General features: G+C 49.0%; 18 protein-coding genes, 1 tRNA gene and 1 riboswitch. Of the genes, 8 read left to right on the top strand and 11 right to left on the bottom strand.

What is annotated here, in order from left to right:
• Window positions 1–52: 52 nt before the first annotated feature.
• The 8 genes from uca to AC6R0R_RS00215 all read right to left on the bottom strand — a co-directional run bounded on the left by uca (window position 53) and on the right by AC6R0R_RS00215 (window position 9,238).
• Window positions 53–3,643, bottom strand: coding sequence for an urea carboxylase (gene uca / locus AC6R0R_RS00250; protein ID WP_500625260.1), 3,591 nt, complete (start codon window positions 3,641–3,643; stop codon window positions 53–55).
• Between the two features lie 108 nt (window positions 3,644–3,751).
• The gene (locus tag AC6R0R_RS00245) at window positions 3,752–4,390 is read right to left on the bottom strand and encodes an urea amidolyase associated protein UAAP2 (protein WP_500625259.1); all 639 of its coding nucleotides are present in this window, start codon (window positions 4,388–4,390) and stop codon (window positions 3,752–3,754) included.
• 11 nt (window positions 4,391–4,401) lie between these two features.
• On the bottom strand, window positions 4,402–5,166 hold the full coding sequence (locus AC6R0R_RS00240) for an urea amidolyase associated protein UAAP1 (protein ID WP_500625258.1): 765 nt from the start codon (window positions 5,164–5,166) through the stop codon (window positions 4,402–4,404).
• 10 nt (window positions 5,167–5,176) lie between these two features.
• Window positions 5,177–5,983, bottom strand: coding sequence for an ABC transporter ATP-binding protein (locus AC6R0R_RS00235; RefSeq protein ID WP_500625257.1), 807 nt, complete (start codon window positions 5,981–5,983; stop codon window positions 5,177–5,179).
• A complete protein-coding gene (locus AC6R0R_RS00230) occupies window positions 5,976–6,806 on the bottom strand; it encodes an ABC transporter permease (RefSeq protein ID WP_500625256.1) in 831 nt (276 codons plus the stop codon). The genes AC6R0R_RS00235 and AC6R0R_RS00230 overlap by 8 nt, the downstream gene beginning before the upstream one ends.
• A 33-nt stretch (window positions 6,807–6,839) precedes the next feature.
• Window positions 6,840–7,913, bottom strand: coding sequence for a putative urea ABC transporter substrate-binding protein (locus AC6R0R_RS00225; RefSeq protein WP_500625255.1), 1,074 nt, complete (start codon window positions 7,911–7,913; stop codon window positions 6,840–6,842).
• A 64-nt stretch (window positions 7,914–7,977) separates the two neighbouring features.
• A riboswitch (guanidine-I (ykkC/yxkD leader) is annotated at window positions 7,978–8,075 on the bottom strand.
• Between the two features lie 209 nt (window positions 8,076–8,284).
• On the bottom strand, window positions 8,285–8,779 hold the full coding sequence (locus AC6R0R_RS00220) for a P-loop nucleotide/nucleoside kinase family protein (protein WP_500625254.1): 495 nt from the start codon (window positions 8,777–8,779) through the stop codon (window positions 8,285–8,287).
• A gap of 384 nt (window positions 8,780–9,163) precedes the next feature.
• Window positions 9,164–9,238 (bottom strand) — tRNA-Gly (locus AC6R0R_RS00215).
• Window positions 9,239–9,476: 238 nt separating this feature from the next.
• On the opposite strand from AC6R0R_RS00215, the gene AC6R0R_RS00210 reads away from it, so the two are divergent.
• On the top strand, window positions 9,477–9,998 hold the full coding sequence (locus tag AC6R0R_RS00210) for a DUF2058 domain-containing protein (RefSeq protein WP_500625253.1): 522 nt from the start codon (window positions 9,477–9,479) through the stop codon (window positions 9,996–9,998).
• 42 nt (window positions 9,999–10,040) lie between these two features.
• Here AC6R0R_RS00210 and AC6R0R_RS00205 read toward each other — a convergent pair whose 3' ends face one another.
• The 3 genes from AC6R0R_RS00205 to AC6R0R_RS00195 form a co-directional block, all read right to left on the bottom strand.
• Entirely contained in the window at window positions 10,041–10,169 is a 129-nt protein-coding gene (locus AC6R0R_RS00205; RefSeq protein WP_500625252.1) for a hypothetical protein, read from the bottom strand.
• Window positions 10,170–10,323: 154 nt separating this feature from the next.
• A complete protein-coding gene (locus AC6R0R_RS00200) occupies window positions 10,324–12,324 on the bottom strand; it encodes a methyl-accepting chemotaxis protein (RefSeq protein WP_500625251.1) in 2,001 nt (666 codons plus the stop codon).
• A 227-nt stretch (window positions 12,325–12,551) separates the two neighbouring features.
• Window positions 12,552–13,091, bottom strand: a complete 540-nt coding sequence (locus tag AC6R0R_RS00195) for a DUF3332 domain-containing protein (protein WP_500625250.1) — start codon at window positions 13,089–13,091, stop codon at window positions 12,552–12,554.
• Between the two features lie 429 nt (window positions 13,092–13,520).
• On the opposite strand from AC6R0R_RS00195, the gene AC6R0R_RS00190 reads away from it, so the two are divergent.
• The 7 genes from AC6R0R_RS00190 to AC6R0R_RS00160 all read left to right on the top strand — a co-directional run bounded on the left by AC6R0R_RS00190 (window position 13,521) and on the right by AC6R0R_RS00160 (window position 23,891).
• Window positions 13,521–14,753, top strand: coding sequence for an L-lactate MFS transporter (locus AC6R0R_RS00190; protein ID WP_487903392.1), 1,233 nt, complete (start codon window positions 13,521–13,523; stop codon window positions 14,751–14,753).
• A gap of 84 nt (window positions 14,754–14,837) precedes the next feature.
• Window positions 14,838–16,475, top strand: coding sequence for a VRR-NUC domain-containing protein (locus AC6R0R_RS00185; protein ID WP_500625249.1), 1,638 nt, complete (start codon window positions 14,838–14,840; stop codon window positions 16,473–16,475).
• 64 nt (window positions 16,476–16,539) lie between these two features.
• Window positions 16,540–18,897, top strand: a complete 2,358-nt coding sequence (locus AC6R0R_RS00180; RefSeq protein WP_500625317.1) for a fatty acid cis/trans isomerase — start codon at window positions 16,540–16,542, stop codon at window positions 18,895–18,897.
• A gap of 38 nt (window positions 18,898–18,935) precedes the next feature.
• Complete coding sequence (locus AC6R0R_RS00175) at window positions 18,936–19,124, top strand: hypothetical protein (RefSeq protein ID WP_487903389.1); 189 nt, start codon at window positions 18,936–18,938, stop codon at window positions 19,122–19,124.
• A 259-nt stretch (window positions 19,125–19,383) separates the two neighbouring features.
• Window positions 19,384–21,132 (top strand): formate--tetrahydrofolate ligase, encoded by a 1,749-nt coding sequence (locus tag AC6R0R_RS00170; protein ID WP_500625248.1) that lies wholly within the window; start codon window positions 19,384–19,386, stop codon window positions 21,130–21,132.
• Window positions 21,133–21,273: 141 nt separating this feature from the next.
• A complete protein-coding gene (locus AC6R0R_RS00165) occupies window positions 21,274–23,163 on the top strand; it encodes a putative nucleotidyltransferase substrate binding domain-containing protein (RefSeq protein ID WP_500625247.1) in 1,890 nt (629 codons plus the stop codon).
• 8 nt (window positions 23,164–23,171) lie between these two features.
• Window positions 23,172–23,891, top strand: coding sequence for a 3'-5' exonuclease (locus AC6R0R_RS00160; protein WP_500625246.1), 720 nt, complete (start codon window positions 23,172–23,174; stop codon window positions 23,889–23,891).
• Window positions 23,892–23,940: the final 49 nt, after the last annotated feature.

The following is a 23,940-nucleotide window of genomic DNA, read 5'->3' as shown; positions in this document are numbered from 1 at the left end:
GCCTGACACCTTGTATTTGAATCTGTCATCTTTTCTATCCTCAAAAACCGAATCATGCCTTGCAGGTGTTGACGACAAGCAGTGGCTCACCCGCATGGACTTGTGCGCCCGCCTCGTGGCATATCGAGTCAATCACACCAGAGACACTCGCGGTCACCTCAAGCTCCATCTTCATCGCTTCTAGTATCATCACGACGTCGTTCTCTTTTACCGTTTGGCCAGGCTTAACAAGCACTTTCCAGATGTTGCCAGCAACATGACTCTCAATGGCTTCTTGTCCCTCTGCAAGCTCAGTGTGTACATTCGACTGCTCAATTTCAGTGGCGACAAAATTCGCTTGTCCAGACTCTTCCCAGCGTTGGCGCTCTTGTTCAAATGCTTGTTGCTGGCGTGCTTTGCTTTGCTTTATTTCATCGGCATGGTCATCAAGAGTGGATTGATAGTCCGCGAGTGAAAACTCTGTCTGTTCAATTTTAATTGGGTAGTGACCTAGAGGATGCTTTTCACGGATATCCAATAGCTCTTGTGCACTCACTTCATAGAACCTAATCTGGTCAAAAAAGCGCAATAGCCAAGGCTTGGTAAAGGCTTCTGTTTGACGATAGCGATTCCACATTTGCAAAGTGCGACCGACAAATTGATACCCCCCGGGGCCTTCCATGCCGTAGACACACAAATAGGCGCCACCAATGCCTACCGCGTTTTCAGGCGTCCAAGTACGTGCTGGATTATATTTCGTCGTGACCAAGCGGTGACGAGGATCCATTGGTGTTGCGACCGGCGCGCCAAGATACACATCCCCTAAGCCCATCACTAAGTAGCTGGCATCGAACACAATGCGCTTAACGTCCTCGACGGAATCAAGCCCGTTGATGCGGCGAATAAACTCAATGTTGTCTGGGCACCAAGGTGCGTCTTTACGTACGATCTCATCGTATTTACGTATCGCCAGCCGAGTGGCTTCATCATCCCAAGAGAGTGGCAAATGCACTACGCGAGCAGGAACAGCGAGATCATCGATGTTATCCAGCGTTGCTTCAATTTTTTCCAGCTCTTCAAGCAACTGCGCTCTTGGCAACATAAGGTTATCGTAGTGAATTTGCAGGGAACGTATACCCGGAGTCAGTTCTTCTACACCTAGCAACCGCCGCTCTTGAAGCTTCAGCATCAAAGCATGAACTCGAAATCGCAGACGAATATCGAGTCTTTGTGGTCCATATTCCACCAGCAGGTAATCCTCGCCACAGGGTCGATATACCACCTGTTCTCCATATTGACTGGCTGGTATTGTTTTAATGACGGGCGAGCCGAGATCTGCTCTTGGCAGCGCCATTTCATCAATAGCGCCGACTTCAATTTGAGCCAGCTGTGCGAGCTCGGCTAACTCGGCGTTTTCTACCGTAACCGGAATAAATCGAATCTTATCCCCTGATTTGAGCTGTCCCATTTTCCATAGATCGGCTTTGATGATGGTGGCAGGGCAAACGAACCCTCCCAAGCTCGGCCCATCCGGCCCTAAGATGACCGGCATGTCACCCGTGAAATCGATAGTACCAACCGCATACGCATTATCGTGGATGTTAGAGGGATGAAGGCCCGCTTCGCCACCGTCAGCGCGAGCCCAATTTGGTTTCGGTCCAATTAAGCGAACGCCAGTTCGGCTAGAGTTAAAGTGCACTTTCCACTGCGCATCAAAAAATTTATCGATATCTTCCTGAGTGAAAAAATCAGGCGCACCGTGCGGCCCATAGATCACTCGAATCTGCCACTCGCCGTTGAAAATCGGCTGAGGAAGTGAGCCAATTTCAGTGCTACCCGCTTGAACGACGGGATGAATGTGCAACACATCGCCCGCTAGCAATGCGCGCCCAGCATGGCCCCCAAATTGACCTAAAGTGAAGGTTGAACGGCTACCAAGATATTGAGGACAATCAATGCCCCCCTGAACAGCGAGATAAGTTCGAGCGCCATCGAGTATTTTACCGAGTTTGAGCGTTTGTCCTGCTTTGATGTCGATGGCCGCATTCATCGCAACCAATTGATCATCAAGCGTCGCTTGAATCGTTGCGCCCGTTAGAGCTATACGAGTGTCTTGGTTAAATTTTAACGTTGGACCAGAAACAATCATTTCCAGACCGGCACTTGAGTCCTCATTCCCCAGCAGTCTATTGCCTAACCGGAAGCTCAAGCTATCCATCGGGCCTGAAGGCGGCACGCCAATGTCCCAGTAACCTGTTCGTGCTGGGTAGTCTTGAATGGTGGTTTGGGTACCTCCGCTGATCACATCAAAGGTATTGGGCTTGAACTCAAAGCTATTGAGAGATTGAGTCAGCACCTCGCCTTTCTTAACCAGTTCGCTCGCTAAGAGCTGGCTCAAGTACGCTTTGTTGTGCTCTATTCCGTAAATAGTACTTTTGTCTAAGCTTTGTTTAAGTTCAGCCAGTGCCGTGTCTCTATCGGCAGCATGAACGATCACTTTCGCCAGCATAGGGTCAAAAAATGGTGATACTTCAACGCCCGCTTCAATCCAGTGTTCAATGCGCAAATTCTCTTGCTCTGCCCACTCAACATGGCTCAATAGACCGGCACAAGGTTGAAAGTTCTTGTTGGCATCTTCCGCATAGAGACGAACCTGGATCGCATGACCTTGTGATTTGAGGTGCGCGCCCAGCGCTTTTAAGTCGAGTTGCTCTGCCCCTTGGCGAACCATCCACTCGACAAGGTCCACACCAAACACTTCTTCTGTGACACCATGTTCAACCTGAAGACGCGTGTTGACTTCAAGGAAGTAGAAGGCTTGTGTTTGCTGATCCAATACAAACTCCACCGTTCCTGCATTTCGGTAATTCACCTGAGCGGCCAACTTCACTGCGGTCTCTTGCAGCTTAATTCGGGTTTCATCGTCTAGGTTAGGCGCGGGGGTTTCTTCAATGACTTTTTGGTTGCGACGCTGCGCCGAGCAGTCCCGCTCGCCCAAGGCAACCACATGACCCCGTCCATCGCCAAAAATCTGGACTTCAATGTGGCGTGCTTGCTGAATAAACTTCTCGATAAACACGCCACTGTTGCTGAAATTGTTCTCACTCAATCGTTTAACGCTGTCGTAAGCCTCATCCAACTCTTGGCTTGTGAAACAACACTGCATGCCGATACCACCACCACCTGCCGTGCTTTTGAGCATCACTGGGTAACCAATGTTCTCCGCTTCACGCAGTGCTTGCTGCTTGTCGTTAAGCAACCCCGTGCCAGGGAGAAGTGGCACATCGGCTTGAGTGGCAATGTCGCGTGCAGAGTGTTTCAGTCCGAACGCACGCATTTGCTCTGCTGTGGGCCCTAAAAAGACCAACCCTTCTTTTTCGCAGCGTTCAACGAACTCTGGATTTTCACTCAGGAAACCGTAGCCAGGATGAATCGCTTGCGCGCCCGACTCTTTAGCAATGGAGAGTATTTTATCTTGATCAAGGTAGGTTTCGGTCGCGCCCCCTTGTCCTAGAGAGAACGCCTCATCAGCACCGACGACATGGAGGCTGTGTGAATCGGCTTCGCTGTAAATCGCAACGCTGCCAATATTGAGGTGTTTTAACGTGCGGATAACTCGACAGGCAATGGCTCCACGGTTAGCAATCAATACCTTACTAAACATAATTTCGTCCCTAAAATCCGGGTCGTCCCGGAACAACAAAGAGCATTCGTTAGGGTCGTCCCTTGCTCATGTTCGACAGCGTGCTTGCTGACTTTATCGCCAAAACCTTTATTCCCAGATAATGACCTCAACGGGGGTCGGGTTGTAGGCATTACATGGATTGTTCAATTGTGGGCAGTTTGACATCAACACAATGACGTCCATGTGAGCTTTTAGCTCCACGTATTTACCTGCACCACTGATACCGTCGGCAAAAGTCAGACCGCCTTCGGCTGTGACGGGGACATTCATAAAGAAGTTAATATTATGGGTGATGTCGCGCTTCGACATACCAAACTGCTCATTTTCAGCCACCGCCAGTAACCAGCTATCACGACAAGCATGCATACACTTTTTGTCTATCGAGTAGCGTACTGTGTTGCTCTCAGTCGCACATGCGCCGCCCAAGGTATCGTGTCGACCACAGGTATCCGCCACTATCTCAAGCATTACGTTGCCTTGATCAGATAAAATCTTCGTGCCTGCGGTTAGATAAACATTGGCCTGCTCTCGAATCGTATCCATCGCGCTGTAACGCTCTGAAGGATCATTGGCGTTGTAAAACAGCGTATCTGCGGCTTGGTTACCCTCAATATCAAGAATGCGCACAGTCTGCCCTTTTTTGACGACTTTCATGTAGTAATCACCCGCTGGCACGGTGTCACGATATAGGGCTTCATTAAGTGGCAATTGGCTCTCTACAATCATGGTTTGCTCCTTTAGCAACATTGGCGGGTGGCTGATGCTTCAAACGTTCGACTTGCCGTTGCAGCATAGCGGCGGTTATTTTCAAAGCCTCGCTCGTTCTCTTCCCGATGAGTGAGACAGGCATCGCCATCTTGCATTGACTCAGATTCCCATACTGAAACCTCAACGGGCTGGTATGGGTAGGTTTTTGATTGATTAAGTGGATGTGGACAAGTGGTCATCACAACCAACGTATCCATTTCAAATCGCAGTTCAATGCTATCGCCCGCGTTGCTGTGTTGTGGGTCGTAGTTAAGATTACCCTCCTCATCGGTGGCGACTTTGCTAAATAGATTTAAGTTCGCAGCCAAATCACGCTTACCTAAACCGTATTTAGCCACCTCGACCAACAGCGCATCATAACCATTTTGCTTCCACTGATTGCGTTGGGCTTGGTAGTCCCGTTCACCCCATTTTTCTGCCACTTTTTGTTTGTTGCTGACCCCACACACCGTATCAATCCAGCCGGTATCATCGCGCACAATCGAGCAGAAGATGCGTCCCATATCAGAGTACAAGCAGTGGCCTTGGGTTAACTTAAACGTATGTTGGCATTTCAAGGTATCGGGCGCATTGTAGCGCTCAAGTAGATTAGCCGGGTTGTAGAACAACACACTCAAATTCGCACCACCCTCGATATCTATGAAGCGTACGGTTCGCCCTTTGGGTACCACCATTGACCAATGCGCGGCCCCTGGCAGAGTGTCTGAAAAAATCACATCCTGTTTTGCTAACATGTTTTATTCCTTATGCAATTTTGGAAAAAAGTTGGTCTGGCGGCGTGTTGTCCAACTGCTCGGTTGAGATATCAAATGTCACCTGCGCGCCAAAACGCTCCGGCGCTTGCTCATCATGACGAGTATGATCAAACACCCATAAACGGTTGCCCAGATGGAAGCCTTCACTCAGGTCGTGCGTGATCATGAACACCGTTAAATTTTGCTCTTTCCACAGCGACTTCACTAACACATGCATATCTTTTCGAATCCCCGGATCCAGCGCGCCAAACGGTTCATCCAACAACAGAATTCTTGGTCTTTTTATCAGCGCCTGAGCGATGGAGAGTCGCTGCCTCATACCACCCGATAGCTCATGCGGGTATTTATCTTGAGCCGCTACAAGGCCAACCTGATCGAGCATCTTTAATGCCTGCTCTTTGGCCTGCTGCTTCTTCGAGCCAAACAGTCGTCCCAGCGTGCGGCTAGAAAGACTATTCGACTCAAACTCATAACCGAGCATGACATTCTCAAGTGCTGTTAAGTGTGGGAATACAGAGTACTTTTGGAACACGATGCCTCGTTCGACTCCAGGTTCTTGTGTCAAAGGTTCGCCATCCAATAGTAATTGTCCTCTTGAGGGTGTTTCGGTACCGAGCAACATATTGAGGAATGTGGTTTTACCGCACCCAGAGGTGCCTACAATACTGACAAAATCCCCTTCATGAACCGTAAGGTTTAAACGCTCTAAAACGATGTTGTCGCCATACTCTTTCCAGACCTGTTTGACTTGAATGATCGGAGGGGTGTTTTCTTTGTTCGTAGTGGAGTTAACCATGGCTCTCTCCTTGTGACTGGTGATACCAAGGGCTGAGCTTTTTTGATGCTAGACGCAGCAACCAGTCCATGCTGTAAGCTAAGAGAGTAATCCACAACACATACGGCAGAATCACATCCATCGATAGATAACGGCGTACTAAGAAGATACGATAGCCCAAGCCTTCGGTAGCGACTATCGCTTCGGCAGCAATCAGAAACAGCCATGCGCTACCCAAGGTTAGGCGAACCGCTTCAATCAGTTTGGGCATAATCTGCGGAAGGATCACTCGCACGATTATTTGCCAACTGTTCGCACCTAAAGTCTGAGCCTTTATGAGCTGTTCATCCGGCAAGCTTTGCACTCGAAGTTGAATGTCCCTAATGATGATTGGACACACACCGATGACAATCAGCACGACCTTGGACAATTCACCCACTCCGAATGAAATAAACAAAATCGGTAAAATCGCCATAGGTGGTATCAGTGATACGGCCGTGATCACCGGTGATAGCGACGCGCGCATTAAAGGAACGATCCCGGTCGCAATGCCCAATGACAGACCGATAAGGGCACTGAGACCAATCCCCCAGCCCAGCCGTGCTAGGCTTGCAAAGGTGTCCGTCCACATCAGGTATTCGCCCGTTCTTCGACTTGGGGTAAATGCCATTCTATCAATGGCATCAGCAAAACTGCTAAAGGCTGGCAGCAATTTGTCTGCGGAGTTCGCCGCCAATCTCGCATCCGATGCCGTCACATAGACGGCAAGCAGGATAAGAAAAGGCATCACGCCGAGCATAACCCGCCCAAGTTTAGACGGGTGACGGTTAATTACTTTGGTCATAATGACTCCAATTACAACGACCGAATGGTGAGGTTACAGCGTGTTGTCCGCTGCCATCTGCATGTATTCAGAAGTAAATCGAAGCTTGACGTTGCTAGGGTCACCGAACACACTCGTTGGTGTTTCTACACCAATGAAGCCTGCATCAGGTGCACCTTCGCCAAGTAATCCATGTTCAAACGAAAACTCACTGACTTTTTGCATCGTTTCTGCCAGTTTAGGGCTTTGCGTAAAGCTGACCGCCTCATCTGCTGAGTAGAACATGTTGGTTGCTTGGAGTTGAGACTTGTAGCCATCAAGATCTGTCCCTGACGCTTGCGCCATATATGATTTGGCTTCATCGCCCTGTTCAGGTGATTGCATGATTGACATGATCTCATACCATGCGCCTGTTAATGCTTTACCTAATGCGGGGTTACTTTGTAGCGTCTCTGTATTGACGACGAGTAGATCAATGATTTCGCCAGGAATATCAGAAGAGTCAAAAACAAAAGAGGTGTCTGGCTGAGAAGTAATTTCGCTAAGAAGGGGGTTCCAAGTCACAACCGATGTCACTTCACTTGTGCTAAACGCAGCAACAAGATCAGCGTCAGAGGTGTTCACCACTTTCACATCACGCTCACTCAAACCGACACTTTCTAATGCACGAGCCATCAAGTAGTGAGACACACTCAACTCGACAAGATTGATCGATTGGCCTTTTAGGTCTTCAAGTTGCTTGTCCCCTTTAAGGACAATACCGTCATTCCCATTGGAGAAATCACCGACCACAAGAGCAGTAGAGTCCACACCACTTGCAGCGGGAATCGTTAATGCGTCCATGTTGGTCATCACAGTGGCATCGAACTGACCTGTCGTGAACTGGTTGATCGACTCTATATAGTCGTTCACCTGCACGACATCGATGTCAATGCCATATTTGTCTGCCCATTTGTCTATGATCCCAGCATGATCGGCATAATCCCACGGCATCCAACCAACGTAGATGGACCAAGCCAGCGTAAATTTCTCTTTCTCTTGAGCAAGTGCGATAGGTGAAAAAGCGGATGCCAGTAGCGAGGTACCAACAACCGATGCGAGTAGGCTTTTTTTGATTTGAGCTTTCATTTGAATCTCCTCCATGAGGTCACTGAATATCAACACAAGAGACGCAACCAATTAGTTTGGTTCAATCTCCCGGGCTTCTATCCCTCCGTGTGACCTCTTACGAGGTTGACAACTCTTGACCCAGACACTGTTTCAACAGCCGGAACCCTAGATGTCTATTTCCCAAATTGTATGTTAGCCAGACAACGTTACCCGCTAACTATGCGCTCTTGTGAACTGATATAGAGTATTACAAAACTCATGCCAACCATTAAGGTATATAAAATCAACAACTTAAAATCGATTAGCTTCACTCAACCTCTCTAAATGAGATCATGCTGGTGCATAAGCCCTACATTGGTGCATTGACAATCCGGTCACTCTTTAACGCCTTATTCCATGCATGATTGAGTATCCTGATAAACCCAAACAACATTTTCATCCGATAGTGGTATTTCAAACCAAGACCAGAACAACTCCAACATTTCAGGTGTCATTTCATACGACTTGGCATCCAAATTTGAATTGCGCAAAAGCGCCCTTTGCCGACATGTTTCAAAAGGTACGTCAAGGTAATGCACTTCACTCTCAACCCCCTTTTCTGATGCCCAGCGAATAAAAGTATCCCGGTCAAATTTGCGCCAGAAACCAAAATCGAAAATAACTGGTACACCGAGAGTAAAAAGCTGAAGAGCAGAATCTTTAAACAAGTCTTGAAGCGCAGCTAAACGACTGTCGAAGAGTTCACGCTCCATATGCTCACCATATAAAGGAATCATCCATTCATCTATGGAGAAACGAAAAGCCCCATACTTTTTTGCTAGTTCCTTGGAGTAAGTCGTTTTACCTGAGCCGATAAAACCGCATACGAAATAGATCTTGGTCATAATTTCTCTTTAGCTAATAATATCCAACAAAAGTGTGAGGCGCGCGATCGCAACACTCTAGCCGTACGTCCTTACCACTCAACTTGGTCCAGTATGAATAGTAGCTTGCCGATGACCAACATGTTTCCCGACGCTTTCAATTTACGCCGAGGGGATGATTTCCACGCTATCGATAAATGTAAGTAATGATGGGCTGAAGAATATGAGGTTATAGTACCTAAACGACACCTAAGACCTCTTCGCGATAGGGGACACCAAATTGGCCACCATTTGGCCACCGGCATAATAAGCAACGTCCCGAGCTTGAATTTCAGACATGAAAAAACACGCAATAAAGCGCTTAATATTCAATAGATTGGGGTAAAAATATTGTTTGGGAATGATTGGAGCGTACTGCGGGAATCGAACCCGCATCATCAGCTTGGAAGGCTGAGGTAATAGCCATTATACGAAGTACGCATCTTCGGAAAGCGTGTTTACTATGCCATATCCGATGAAAAAGAAAAGCCTAATTTCCAGTTATTTAGCTCGTTCGGACGCTTTTTGTACGTAACGGGCAAACTTTCATCGACGCATCGTCTCTTTGCCCTTTTTCTGCGTTGGGCGGCTCACCCAATTCGGTCGGTATCCTTTATTTGTCGTGTTTTGCTCGCTAGAATAAAGCCAATTTTAGATAGCTATCCGAGAACCGATTGCCATGGCAAAACTCACCCTTCAAGAGCAAATGCTCAAAGCTGGCTTAGTCAATGAGAAGAAACTCAAGAAAGCCAAGAAAGGCTCAAAAAAATCGCGCGTTCAAGCGCGTGAAGTGAAAGCCGCCGTCGAAGAGCAAAAAAAAGCGCAAGTTGAACGTGATAAAGCGCTCAGCAAAGAACAAAACGAACAGCGCTTGAGCAAAGAGATTCGTGCCCAAGTGAAACAACTGATCCAGATGAACAAGCTAGACTTGGGCGATGGTGACATTAAGTACAACTTTACCGATGGCACATTGGTCAAATCTCTCTATGTGACGGAACTGGTGCGAACCCAGCTTAGTAAAGGCATTCTTGCGATTGTACGCGAAGATGAGTCTTACGTTGTGATTCCAAGTAGCGTTGCAAACAAAATTGCTCAGCGTGATGAGAGTGTCATCGTTGATCAAAAAGAAGCGGATGAAGAGACCATCGCAGAAGACGACCCATATGCAGAATTTGTCGTCCCTGATGATTTAATGTGGTAATTAACGCCAACCTAAACAGCGAACTTGCCCATCGTGAGTTCGCTACTCTTGCTCAGTGGTCGACGCCTCTATCGTTCGGCTCACGACACAGTCCTTACCCTTGGCTTTTGCCTCATACATTAAGTGGTCCGCATCGGATAGAGTAATGCCCTTGTGGGTCTTCGAGTACATTACGCAGCCCACGCTCACAGTCACGTGGCAGCGCGCTTTTCCTGCGCCCATCGTGAATTACCCACAAACTTAGCGCAACAATACACATAATTGAGAATTGGATCTCACTAAACAAGTGGGGGCATTACCCCAGCACGTTTGCGCTACGCGTCTATTACTCAGTTTTAAAACGCTGCATCTCGCCATTAAGATCAGAAATGCCTTGCTTGACGGTATCCGTGACCTGTGAGGACGACACAGAAATCGTCGCCACGTCTTCTGCGGATGCGATCACCTGCGCCATGATCGACTGTATCTCTTGCGTTGCTGAAGATTGTCTTTGCGCGGCATCCAACAAGGCATTCATTTGTTGGCTCACCTGTTCGATTTGGTCGGTAGTCTGGCTCAGCGTCCCATAGGCTTGTTGGGTTTGCGCTGCGCCTTGCTGCGCTAGATGGCGGCTTTGTTCTATCTCACTGACCACTTGAGAGGTCGACGTCTGAATCGCATTGACGATAGCGTTGATTTCAGAGGTCGATTCCGTGGTTCTTGAGGCAAGCAAACGCACCTCATCAGCCACTACAGCAAAACCGCGCCCGTACTCACCCGCTCGCGCCGCTTCTATCGCAGCATTCAACGCCAGTAGATTGGTCTGCTCCGCGAGTCCTTCAATCACCTCTGTTACGCGACCAATCGCTTCACTCTCTTTACTCAACTCAGCAACTCGCTGATTGGCCGCTTCAATACGACTATGCAGCTCATCCACTGTGGTGCGATTATTTTCGAGTGCTTCACCACCGAGTCGAATCTGCTGGCGTGATTGCGCCAAACTCTCAGCCGATTGCTGCACTTGAACTGAAGTGGTTTGGGCACTCTCACTGACATCGGCCAGTTGATTGCCAACATCGCTCATTTTCTCTTTTTGCAGCGCCACTTGAGACGCAGTTTTTTGGTTGGCTTTGAGCAGGTCATTCATGCTGTCGTTGACCGACTGAGCCTTGCTTGATACACCATGAACAATCTCATTCAGCGCCGTGTTCATGGTATTGATTGATAGCATCAAGCTCGCGAGCTCATCGCTCCCTTCGATACGCAATGGGGATTGAGAGACATCCCCCGAGGCTATGGCCTGCGCGCGCTTGGAAACAATTTTCAAACGGCGGCCGATGTTATTGCCCATCGCTTGTGACAAGCTCACCGCCACAATCACTACAGCAATGATTGAACCAACCAAAACACTGATGACTGTCGTCACGGAGGTAAATATCCCCTCACCGCTTATGTCCGCTTTTTGCTGTTGTATCTCGATCAAGGCTTCAAGCTGACGGTCTAGATCATCCACCGCGGGAATCAGTTCATTGGCCATCACTTGGTTTGCCTGATTCCAATCGGTGGAGAGTCGCTGAGCAACCACTTGATCCGCTAGTGGATAGTAGAGCTGCTGCATCTCTTTAAACAGCTCCCACAAACCTTGATCACTGCTTGACAGTAAGGTGAGTTTGGATTCGATTTCCTTGACCGGTTTGGCATGCAGGTCAAGCCACTCATGGTACTTGTCTAAGTGCTCTTGTTTACCGTACTGGAGAAAATCTCGCATCGCCGACAGCGCATTTGCAAATGAGGTATAACTGTCTGCATACAAGCGGAATAGGCGCTTGCGCTCTCCGCCCTCTTTATTGCCCGCTTCATCGTTAATCAGACCCTGCAACTGATCCAACGCCACTTCGGCAATCGGCGCCGCTTCATATATAAACAATGAGTGAGCCGGTAAATTTTCGTCACTGTGACTGAGTTGGGCGATACGTGAAAACAGTGCGCTGGTGTTCTGCCAAGCCGCATTGATCTGCTGGTATTGCGCCTCACTCACTAACGGCTCAAGTGTAGGCAAGGCGTTATTAAGTCCCTCCATCGCTTGCTGTAGTTGCTGGGATTGTTGCTCTCCAACACGCTCGTCCCCACCCAATAGCATATAGGCACGTAACGTCGATACGGTGGCTTGAAGTGATTGCTGAATGGAACGCGCAGCATCGACAGTCGGAAGGTCGGTCGATAGCAGCGAATCGGTATGCTGTTCGACAGTGTTAACACTGCGAAAAATAAACAAAGCGGATACGATAAAAAGTACTGCAAGTGACACAAAACTAAGACGTAACTTCCCTGATATCGTGAGTTTCATCCTTAAACTCCTAAAGTTAGTTTCGCTGCAACTATATCCTGTTCAACCGGATTGTTAAACAATAGTGAACAAAAACTTACTACTTTCGTTTTAGGTGGGATTAGTGATGCGCGATCGAAAAGGCGTTAAATCTGAGGACCAGTGTGGCAGGCGTTGACTCGGATAATAGACTTATAGACGTGATAGAACCCAAAAATCGCCCCAGAAGATTCTAAGGCGAGACTCGATTAGATGTGCGTGCTCACCACGTACTGTTCTAATTCTTGGTTTGATACAGTTGTGATCAACTCATCATTCAAGTAAAACGCCACACTCTCATCAACTTTGACGCCAGTAATCGTTTTGCTTGTTCCATCTAGGTAAGCGATGTCCATTTGTACGGTATTGGCGTCAATGGATTGAATCGTTGTGCTTTCAATCTCTTTCGCACTGGAAAGCGGGACATCCGTTAGAGACTTGTCCAACTTATCGTTTACCTTGATGTAGTTGTCGGTTGGCGTATCCACTACCGCAGGAGACTTCCCAGTGATTGGGTTAGTGCCCGTCCAAAACTCCACCGCGTTGACGATAAACAGGTCAGCGACACTGGCAATACCGTAAACCGGTGACAGCAAAACAAACAAACCTTCACGGCCGTAGCGGTTATCTACCGCTTCTAGGTTGAATTTAGTGACAAGCCCAGTTGTCGCCATTTGTCCCATACAACCCGTCAGTGTGCTAACGCCTAACGCGGCAATCACCGCGACTTTTACTTTGCTTGATTTCATTATTGTCGTTCCATTGTTGATGATGGCGCGCATGCTAACGACAGAGTCATCGGTTTGAAAGAGATCGCATCAACTTTTTACCGAATACTGACATGTTAAGTGTCTAATTACTCAGCACTTCTATTATTCCGACAAGATGATTAGTGCTTATCCTACACGTCACACCAATAGCCCACTGACAACTTAGATCATAAACCGCGCAAATTGTAACCAGAACAGTCATCAATTGTTGCGTCATTTTTAACAACAAAACAAACGCTTAACATCTCAATATTTATTTTCTATTTTGTCCCAAAAAGAGATTCCAATCACATATAGATTGGTTATAATTCGCGCCCGTTGCGTCTTATGTTGATAAACGCAAACAAAATTTGAGTATTCCGCCATTAACCCGCCTCTTCCCCCAGAAGAGACTCACAGAGAAGAATAATGAGCAAGATTGATAAAGCATCACGCATCCTGCTAGCAGGTTTCTGTATCAACCTCTGCCTTGGCATCTTGTATGCTTGGAGCGTATTTAACAAGGCACTCGTCACAGAAGCAGGCTGGAGCGCCGCTGAAGCTTCTGCCCCTTATGCCACTGCAACCATCACTTTCTCTATCTGTCTTTTAGTTGCAGGCATTCTTCAAGATCGCATGGGTCCACGTCTGATCCTAATTCTAGGTACAGTACTGACTGGTCTAGGTATGATTGCGTCTGGTTTTGCGACCACCCCGCTGATGCTTAACATCACCTTTGGTGTGATTACCGGTGCCGGTATCGGTTTTGGTTATGCATGTTTGTCTCCATCGGCGATGAAGTGGTTCCACTCGTCGAAGAAAGGTATGGTTAATGGTTTGATCGCAGCAGGCTTTGGCTTGGCAGCGATTTATCTTGCTCCTGTGACGTCTGCGCTGATTGACAGCATGGGCATTCAGACCAGCTTTATGGTGCTTGGTGCTGGCGTACTCGCGATTGCGGTTCCTCTTGCTGCCACCATCAACAACCCACCAGCAGGCTACACGCCAGCAGAACCAAAAGTAAAAGCGGGCGCGGCGCCAAAAGCAGTAAAAACCTCTGAGAACTTGTCTTGGAAAGCAATGCTGAAAACGCCTCAGTTCTACTCGCTTTGGGTTATGTACGCGTTTGCCGCATCTGTAGGTTTGATGATCATTGGTAACATCACCACCATCGCAAGTGTTCAAGCAAACCTGCCAAATGCGGTTTACCTAGCGTCTATCCTTGCGGTCTTTAACTCTGGGGGTCGTGTTGCTGCGGGTATCTTGGCTGACAAAATTGGTGGTGTGCGCACTCTGCTTCTCGCATTCGTGTTGCAAGGCATCAACATGGTGCTTTTCGCCACCTTCAAATCAGAGTTCACACTGATCATCGGTACGGCGATAGCAGCGGTGGGTTACGGTACACTGCTAGCGGTATTCCCAACCTTGACAGCGGAATTCTACGGCCTGAAAAATTACGGTACGAACTACGGCGTACTCTACACTGCATGGGGTATCGGCGGTGCAATTGGTGCGGCAGTCGTTGGTTTCTCTATGACGCACGGCGAAGCATACGGCCTTGCTTACACCATCTCAGCAGTCATGATGGGGGTTTGTATCGTGCTAGCGCTAGTGACCAAACCGCTATCTGAAGCTAAAGTTGCTGAGTTGAAAAATGCCTAAACATTGATTTGTTTTGCAAAAGGCTTACCCTGATCGGTAAGCCTTTTTTGTATTTCAAAGTAATGTAGGACGAGACAGATTGCTATGGACGCTCAACCCACGCTCGCGCCCCATTATTACCTCGACAATTTTATCAAGCTCACTTCGCATGCTCAGCAGTGGTACAGCGACCTGCTACATGAGGACGAGCAAGCGTGGTTGGCTCGCTTTAATATGCAGAGCCGCGATGCTCAGTGCTTGCTGGTTCGATTACTGAGCCGTAAAGGCGAATGGTTTCGCAGTGATAAGTTACACTATCCAGAAATCAGCAGTATCACCGAGGCGTTAAGCACACTCGAGCAACACGGTTTTATCCTTATTAATGGTCCGATTGATAAGCAAACCTTAGCCACGTCATTACTGACCAAACCCGAAATCGTCGCTCTGTTTTCACCGCTCAATAAGCAGCGAAAGAAAGAAGCCTTGGTGGCTGAGCTGCCCCGCGAGCCTTTTCTCACCGCTTCCGCGTTAGATTTTGACTGGATCAAGCTTGAGCATGGCAGCATGCTCGATCTGCTTCTCACGCTGTTTTTCGCCAATACCCACCAAGATTTAAGTCAATTTGTCCTCGATGACTTGGGCCTTCATCGTTACGAACCCTATCCTCTGAGCCGCGAGCGGCGCTTTTTTCCAATCAGAGACGATGTCGATAGTCTGCTGCAACTCAGTCAGTTGAGTGAGCAATACCAACAAGGCGACAGAAAATGCGCCGACACACTGGTCACGCTAGCCGACCAGATCCCCACTTCGCATACTCACCCTTACGTGGAGCGCAAACGTCAGCACCTCATCAACGATATCGCGCGCGATCTTGAGCGCGTCCAGCGTCTTGACGATGCGCTGACGCTGTATCAGCAAACTGAGCTTCCTCCCACCCGTGAGCGACAAGCGCGCATTCTAGATAAGTTGAATAGAGATTTTAGTGACGTTGTCACTAAAATGTTACATACACCAAGAGACCAAGCTGAGTACGAAGTCGCGCTCAAGTTGCAACAACGATTAAAGCGCAAGCAGGGAGAGCGCGTACCCAGGGCGCAAAAGCCTGCGCACGATGCGATGCACGTTGCGCTTGACCTCTCTCGAGAACGGGTTGAGTTGGCGGTGAAAGCTCACTTAGAAGCGCAAGGTTGGCAGGTCTATTTTTGTGAAAATGCGCTCCTCAATGGCTTGTTCGGCTTGGCATTTTGGCCAGTCATCTTTGCGCCCGTCGAAGGGGCATTCATCAATGCTTACCAATATCGCCCGCTTGATCTCTACCATTCAGATTTCGCAAGCAAACGCCGCGAAGAGATTGAGCAAGTGATGCAAACTCTGCAAGGGCGCGACTGGTCAGCACTGCTCACGACCTATCGGGACAAATACGCCACCAACAATGCGTTTGTACAGTGGTCGCTATTGGACGACGCACTGCTTAACCTAGCGTTAAACACCATTCCAACACCCACACTGATCGCTTTGTTTCGCATTTTATTGAGCGATCTTAAGCTGTATCGCAATGGCCAGCCGGATCTGATTGCCTTTAAAGAGGGTCAATATCAATGGATAGAAGTCAAAGGACCCGGTGACAAACTGCAAGATAACCAATGGCGCTGGATTGAACACTTCACACGGCTTGAAGTACCTTTTTCGGTCTGTTATGTCACGCACCAGACGGAACCTTATTCGAGCGAAAATGCGCATTAATTTGCACTATCGCTCAGTTTTTGCTGCAATTCATCTATCACTGACCAGCGGAATCATCCAAATCATGAATCCAAAAAAGATCTTGAGCCTACTTACCGTACTCTTTTTTGCCGGCTGTGCCACCTATGCTGGCCTGAATTACGATCAGCTGTTTGGCATAGAGCAAGTGCGCGAGCGCCGAGTCGACGCGAGCGATACACGACACGATTTCTTTCATGCTCAAGTCAAACCTATTCTTGATAAACGCTGTGTGGTTTGCCACGCCTGTTACGACGCCCCTTGCCAGCTCAAGATGTCATCAGTTGAAGGAATAGAACGAGGTGGCAGCAAAGAACTGGTCTATCAAGGTACGCGACTGACTGCCGCAAGCCCGACGCGTCTGTTTGAAGACGCGCAAACCACACAACAGTGGCGCGAGCTCGGCTTTCACCCGATTTTAAACGAGCGCAATCAAACGCCAACCGCCAACCTAGAGGCGGGCTTGATGGCGAAAATGTTGATGCAAAAAGAGGCGCACCCACTACCCAAACAAGTTCAACTTGAAGGTTTTGATTTTGCTATTGACCGAAGCCAAGTGTGCCCAACCATGGATGAGTTTGAGCAATACCAAGCGGATCACCCAACTTGGGGAATGCCCTACGGCATGCCGAATTTACCCCAACAGGAATACGCGACTCTCATGGCCTGGTTGCAAGGCGGCGCGACGATGAGCGCTCCGCTGCCGCTTAGCCACGAGCAGCAGCAACATGTTGATCAGTACGAAGCACTGCTTAATCTGCCTTCTCGTAAAGGTCAGTTGACTGCGCGCTATCTCTATGAGCACCTGTTTCTCTTCCATCTTTATTTCTCTGAGATAGACGATGCGCAGCCGAGATTTTTCACTATCGTACGCTCAGCAACCCCACCGGGCGAGCCGGTTCAGCGCATTGCCACTCGCAGGCCGTACGATGATCCGGGCGTGGCGCGCGTATACTACCGCTTGATCCCTGAGCAAGGCACTATTGTCGATAAGACGCACATGCCCTATGCGCTTAATCAGCAGCGCTTCCACAACTGGAAAAGCTGGTTTATTGATGCTGAGTATGACGTCGCGACCTTACCCAGTTATGAGCCTGATGTCGCGGCGAATCCCATGACGGCCTTTATCGATCTACCCGTCAAAGCGCGCTTCAACTACTTGCTCGACAGCGCACAAAATACCATCAACGCCTTCATCAAAGGGCCGGTATGCCGAGGACAATTGGCGCTCAATGTCATCAATGACCGATTTTGGGTGTTTTTCTTAGATCCCGATAAATCGGATATTCCGCAAGTGAATGAGTTTTATCGCTCGCAAGCCGACAACCTAAAACTTCCCGCTGAACTGGAAAGCAATACGCTGCCGATTGCCAATTGGGTCAGTTATTCCAAGCAGCAAGCGCGCTATTTGAAAGCGAAATCTGAGTTCACCAATCAGTGGTTTAAAGACGGCAAACACCTGACCACCGATATCATCTGGACAGGCGGTGGCACGAACCCCAATGCCGCTCTCACGGTATTTCGCCATTTTGATAGTGCGTCGGTGGTCCAAGGGTTAGTCGGCACGCCACCAAAAACCGCCTGGGTGCTTGATTATGCCTTGTTGGAGCGCATTCATTACCTCCTTGTGGCAGGCTTTGATGTCTATGGCAACTTTGGCCACCAATTGATGACGCGCATGTTTATGGACTTCCTGCGCCTAGAGGGAGAAAGTAATTTTGTCGCCTTACTTCCTCAAGAGGTTCGTCATCAAGAGCATTCGAGCTGGTATCAAGATCAGAGCGCTCAGTTGAGTGATTTCTTACAACGCAACGTCGAACCCTTCAACCAACCGACGCAAGTGCGCTATGCCAGCGATGATCCGAAAGCGGAGCTGTATGACATTCTCCAAACCCAACTCAGCCCCGTACTGTCTAACCGTTTCAAGATTGAGCAAACAGGTCTAAGCAAGCGCAGTGAAGCAAGCCTGAGACGTATCGATGCAATACAAGGTGAAGGTCTGGTCCATTTGCCACAAAGCCTAATGATCATGGTGCGCGCGCCAAGCGGACAAGAGCAGTTGTTTACTCTGCTACACAATAACGCTCACACCAATATTTCCAGCTTGTTTAATGAGGAGAGTAACCGTGATTTCGCCAATGATGATTTAACCTTAGTGCGCGGAGTGATCGGTAGCTATCCGGCTGCGTACCTATCGTTGGAGGAATCTGAGGTCGATCAGTTGGTCGAATCATTAGAAGCACTGCGAACCGAAGACGATTACATTAAGATACTGGATCAATTCGCGATTCGCCGCAGTTCTGATGAATTCTGGCCGTTCAGTGACCGCGTGCACGAGTGGTATAAAGCGGATCAACCGATCGAATTTGGATTGCTGGACTATAATCGTTTTGAAAACAGATAAACCTTTTAATTGGGTTTAACGTGTTATCGGAGGTAGTTATGGGACTTCAAGACAATATCCGAGCATTGGAGCAACAAATCTATGTCGCGTGCTCCGAAGGTGATTACGACACCGTACAGATGTTAGAGCACCAACTCGACAGCTTGAGAAACCGGTCATCTCACACCCGTGATGACTCCCCTTATGCACCCGAAGGGAAGCTCTATCCGGAAGACGACTGGTACTAACTATAGTTGCTCAGTCAACTGGGCCACCTCACTCGCCCTGCCTTGCAGGGCGTTTTATTTTTCTGCTACTCGCTCTGTTCGTTGCAACATTGTTCGTTGAGTTGTTGGCCTACATGCGCAACCCAATTTGCTTAGGCGTTCTTCGCCCAATCCGCTAAAATATTCCGTCACTAAAAAGCGCTTTACAACGCAAGATTACACGCTATCATTCGTGCGCAAACGTTTGCCTCACTTTTTGAGTCTGTATTTTGAGGGTTTTATGCTGTCCGATATTGAAATCTGTCGCACGACATCACTGCAATCTATCGATCAGGTTGCGCTTAACGCTGGATTAACGGAATCAGAGTTTCACAGCCAAGGAAAATATAAGGCCAAAATCTCACTGAGCACACTGAAAAGGCTCGATGATCAACCTACAGGCAAGCTAATCGTCGTGACCGCGATTACTCCAACCCCTCTTGGCGAAGGCAAAACCGTCACCACGATTGGCCTTGCGCAAGGCTTGAAAAAGTTGGGGCGCTCAGTAATGGCGTGCATTCGTCAACCTTCTATGGGGCCCGTGTTTGGCGTCAAAGGTGGCGCAGCGGGCGGCGGTTACTCTCAAGTCGCGCCGATGGAAGAGTTGAACTTGCACCTCACTGGCGATATTCATGCTGTGAGCGCTGCTCACAACCTCGCGGCGGCCGCCATTGACGCGCGCCTGTATCATGAACAGCGCAACGGCTATGACGATTTCGAAACGCGCAGTGGACTCAAAGCACTGCGTATTGACCCAGAGCGCATCGTGTGGAAACGCGTAATGGATCATAATGACCGTGCACTGCGCATGATCCGCGTGGGTCAGAACGAGCCAGGTAAAACCATCAACGGGTTTGAGCGCCAAGATGGCTTTGACATCTCAGCCGCATCGGAACTGATGGCCATTCTAGCCCTTGCCAGCAACCTGAGCGATTTGCGTCAGCGCATCGGCCGCGTCGTACTAGCTTATGACCTCGATGGGCAGCCCGTGACCGCAGAAGATTTGCAAGTCGCCGGCGCTATGGCGGTCTGCATGAAAGACGCCATCGAACCCACATTAATGCAAACGCTAGAAGGCGTACCGACCTTGATCCACGCAGGTCCTTTCGCCAATATTGCTCACGGTAACTCTTCCATCATCGCAGACAATATCGCCACCAAGTTGGCCGATTTCACGGTCACCGAAGGCGGCTTTGGTTCAGACATGGGCTTTGAAAAAGCGTGCAACATCAAAGCGCAACTCTCTGGCAAAGCCCCTGATTGCGCCGTCATTGTGGCAACGTTGCGCGGACTTAAAGCCAACTCTGGCTGTTACGACTTAAAGCCAGGCCAAGCCTTGCCCGACGCCCTGTTCCATGATGATAAAGACGCGCTGCACGCTGGATTTGAAAACCTCAAATGGCACATCGACAATGTCAACAAGTACGGCGTGCCGGCCGTTGTAGCCATCAACCGATTCCCGCAAGACAGCGAACAAGAGCTCGCTGAGCTGAAAGCGCTGATCGAAGCTCTGCCAAACAATGTCGCCGTTTCTATCAGCGAAGGCTTTGCCCTTGGTGGTGAAGGCACTCGTGAGCTTGCCGCCAAGGTGGTGGAACAAACGCAGACGAACGCGAGCTTTAAGCCACTGTATCAACTCTCCCAATCACTGGAAGAGAAACTGATGGCGGTAACAGAAACAGGCTATGGCGCGGCGTCCATCACGCTCAGTGAGCTGGCGAAAGCGCAACTGGCCCAGTTCAAGCAGCAGGGCTTTGATCACCTTGCCGTCTGTATGGCAAAAACGCCCATGTCCATCTCAACTGATGGCGCAGTCAAAGGGGCGCCTAGTCACTTTGATGTGCCAGTACGGGAACTCAAGCTGTGTGCAGGTGCCGGTTTTATCTACGCCCTGTGTGGCAATGTGATGACGATGCCTGGTCTCCCTGATAAACCGGCGTTTATGAATCTTGATCTCGACGATGACGGCAACATCATCGGGCTGAGCTAAACCTTAGCGAGTTAGAGTTTCATTTTAGTTGTAACCAGGCTTAGGCACTGTGCCTAAGCCTTTATTTTTTAAGCCACTGCGCCACTTTCCACCCTAGATGTTGTACCATTGACATTCAGTCAGCCAACAGTGGATCCCGTCATGGAAGCCGAACTACTCGAAATCAAAAACTTCCTCGCCCAACACCCGCCTTTCGATGAACTCGAAGATGAGGTGCTCAACACCGTCACGAAAAGCATAGAAATCTCTTATTTTCGTGAAGATACGCCTGTCATTCACTTTGGCGATGAAATTCACGACCTGTATATGATTCGCAGTGGCGTCATTGAAGTCTACCGCCGCAAAGGGGAGCTCTATAACCGAATCGATGAGGGCGCCTTATTTGGCCAAATGGGGCTACTGACCAACAACAAAGTCCGCTTCCCGGCGAAAGCGATCACCGACACCCTACTCTATTGCATTCCCGAAGCGGTGTTCCAGCACCTCTACGACAACTATGAATCCTTTGCCGATTTTGTTGAAGTGCAAGACAGTGCACGTCTGCGCCATGCGATTTCCACCTCAACCGAGCAAAACGATCTCACCACATCCAAAGTGCGCACCTTGCTGACCGGTGAAGCACCGTACATCTACAAAACTGAGTCGATTCAAAATGCGGCAATCAAGATGGCCGATGAGAATGTCTCTTCATTGTTGATTTATGATGCTGATATCGTCGAGAGCGATGAAGAAGACACCAACCCATTAGTCGGGATCATTACCGATCGCGATTTGTGCACACGGGTGCTCGCGCAGGGTCTTAACCCCGCAGACCAAGTGGCGGACGTGATGACCACCGAACTCATCTCCCTTGATCACAACGCCTACGTTTATGAAGCCATGCTCACCATGCTGCGCTACAACGTGCACCATTTACCTCTGCTAAAAGACAAAAAACCGATAGGCATCATCGAGGCTACCGATATCGTTCGCTACGAGTCGCAAAACTCTCTGCTACTGGTGAGCACCATCTTCCAGCAACAAAGCATTGATGAATTGACGGTGTTATCCCAACAAGTGAAGGACAGTTTCGTCCGTCTGGTGAACGAAGACGCCAACTCGCACATGGTCGGCAGCGCGATGTCGGTGATTGGTCGCAGCTTTAAGCAACGTATCATCGAGTTGGCGGAAGAAGAGCTCGGCGAAGCGCCCATTCCCTACTGCTTTGTCGCACTGGGATCGATGGGGCGGGATGAGCAGCTATTAGTTACCGACCAAGACAACGCCATTATTCTCGATAACAGTTTCGATAAAAATCTGCACGATGACTATTTTGCACAGCTCGCCAAACGGGTCTGTGATGGGCTTGATCGCTGCGGCTACCAATACTGCACCGGCGACATTATGGCGACAAACCCCGACTGGCGAATGACACGCACCGAATGGGAAGAGTGTTTTGCCGATTGGATTGACGATCCAAACCCTAAGGCGCTGCTCAATGCCTCTATTTTCTTTGACTTAGATGGCGTGTATGGCAGGCTCAAGTTCGCTGAGCAGCTCAATGGTTTTATCGTCCGCCGCGCCCGTAAGAACAACCGTTTTCTCGCGTGTTTGGCGCGCAATGCCATGAACCGCACCCCACCACTTGGCTTTTTTAAAGATTTTGTGATGGAAAAAGACGGTCAGCACAAAAACTCGATCAACTTAAAACGTCGTGGCACCGCGCCACTCGCTGACCTTATCCGTGTGCATGCACTGGCGGTTGGCTCTCGCTCAAGAAATTCATTCGAACGTCTTGATGACATTCAAGAAGCGGGTATTTTGCCAAAAGGTAAAGCGCGAGATTTGCGTGACGCGTTGGAATTTATCTCCATGGTACGTATCCGCCACCAAGCCTATGATGTGGAAAATGAGATTGAACCAGACAACAACATCGAGCCTGAGCACTTGTCTGATTTTGAACGACGCAACCTCAAAGATGCGTTTCAGATATTGAGTAATGCGCAGAACTTCCTCAAGTTCCGCTATCAAGCGAGCAACAACTTTAAGTAGGCGACACTATGCTAAATCGACTCAAATTCGCTGGCAGCATAGACTGGCCGAACAAGTTCCAACAAAAGCTCGCACTGACTCAAGATGAGCGACTGCTGCGCTACTACCAAGCGGGTGTGCCTGCGCTCGACACCCCAATTAGCGAGGTGAAGTTTCTTGCGATGGATTTTGAAACCACCGGCCTTGATGCCAATCAAGATGACATCATCACCATAGGGACTGTGCCCTTTGATCTTAATCGAATCTACATGAATCAGGCCAAGCACTGGACCGTTCGCCCCCGTCAGCAGTTAGCGGAAGAGTCGGTGGTCATTCATGGCATTACCCACTCAGATGTGCTGGACGCTCCGGATTTGTCTGCTGTGTTTGATCAAGTATTAGAGCAAATGGCGGGTAAGATCACCGTGGTTCACTATCAAAAAATCGAACGTGAGTTTTTCGATCAAGCGCTGCGCACTCGCATCAATGAAGGCATTGAGTTTCCAGTGGTCGATACCATGCAACTTGAAATCGAATGGCAGAAGAAACAGACCCAGGGCATCATCAATCGGATTAAAGGCAAAAAACCACAATCGGTCCGTTTAGCGGCCAGTCGCACACGTTACGGTCTGCCACAATACACGCCACATCATGCCCTGACCGATGCGATCGCAACTGCTGAGCTTCTTCAAGCGCAAATCGCCTATCGCTTTGCACCTTCAACGCCCATTGGCAAACTGTGGATTTAATTGGCTTTAAGTCGTGGATTTCGATTTTAGCGAGGCATAAAAAACGGGA

Source organism: Vibrio sp. R12-SW3-ISO1, assembly GCF_059834005.1.
This window is presented reverse-complemented; position numbering and strand designations above follow the sequence as displayed.

Bases quoted from the DNA above. Each gene is read 5' to 3' on its own strand.
- AC6R0R_RS00205 (WP_500625252.1), bottom strand. From the start codon at position 10,169: ATGTACTCGAAGACCCACAAGGGCATTACTCTATCCGATGCGGACCAC.
- AC6R0R_RS00225 (WP_500625255.1), bottom strand. From the start codon at position 7,913: ATGAAAGCTCAAATCAAAAAAAGCCTACTCGCATCGGTTGTTGGTACC.
- AC6R0R_RS00200 (WP_500625251.1), bottom strand. From the start codon at position 12,324: ATGAAACTCACGATATCAGGGAAGTTACGTCTTAGTTTTGTGTCACTT.
- AC6R0R_RS00175 (WP_487903389.1), top strand. From the start codon at position 18,936: ATGGGACTTCAAGACAATATCCGAGCATTGGAGCAACAAATCTATGTC.
- AC6R0R_RS00245 (WP_500625259.1), bottom strand. From the start codon at position 4,390: ATGATTGTAGAGAGCCAATTGCCACTTAATGAAGCCCTATATCGTGAC.
- AC6R0R_RS00210 (WP_500625253.1), top strand. From the start codon at position 9,477: ATGGCAAAACTCACCCTTCAAGAGCAAATGCTCAAAGCTGGCTTAGTC.
- AC6R0R_RS00240 (WP_500625258.1), bottom strand. From the start codon at position 5,166: ATGTTAGCAAAACAGGATGTGATTTTTTCAGACACTCTGCCAGGGGCC.
- AC6R0R_RS00190 (WP_487903392.1), top strand. From the start codon at position 13,521: ATGAGCAAGATTGATAAAGCATCACGCATCCTGCTAGCAGGTTTCTGT.
- AC6R0R_RS00185 (WP_500625249.1), top strand. From the start codon at position 14,838: ATGGACGCTCAACCCACGCTCGCGCCCCATTATTACCTCGACAATTTT.
- AC6R0R_RS00220 (WP_500625254.1), bottom strand. From the start codon at position 8,779: ATGACCAAGATCTATTTCGTATGCGGTTTTATCGGCTCAGGTAAAACG.
- AC6R0R_RS00235 (WP_500625257.1), bottom strand. From the start codon at position 5,983: ATGGTTAACTCCACTACGAACAAAGAAAACACCCCTCCGATCATTCAA.
- AC6R0R_RS00180 (WP_500625317.1), top strand. From the start codon at position 16,540: ATGAATCCAAAAAAGATCTTGAGCCTACTTACCGTACTCTTTTTTGCC.
- AC6R0R_RS00195 (WP_500625250.1), bottom strand. From the start codon at position 13,091: ATGAAATCAAGCAAAGTAAAAGTCGCGGTGATTGCCGCGTTAGGCGTT.
- AC6R0R_RS00160 (WP_500625246.1), top strand. From the start codon at position 23,172: ATGCTAAATCGACTCAAATTCGCTGGCAGCATAGACTGGCCGAACAAG.
- AC6R0R_RS00165 (WP_500625247.1), top strand. From the start codon at position 21,274: ATGGAAGCCGAACTACTCGAAATCAAAAACTTCCTCGCCCAACACCCG.
- uca (WP_500625260.1), bottom strand. From the start codon at position 3,643: ATGTTTAGTAAGGTATTGATTGCTAACCGTGGAGCCATTGCCTGTCGA.
- AC6R0R_RS00170 (WP_500625248.1), top strand. From the start codon at position 19,384: ATGCTGTCCGATATTGAAATCTGTCGCACGACATCACTGCAATCTATC.
- AC6R0R_RS00230 (WP_500625256.1), bottom strand. From the start codon at position 6,806: ATGACCAAAGTAATTAACCGTCACCCGTCTAAACTTGGGCGGGTTATG.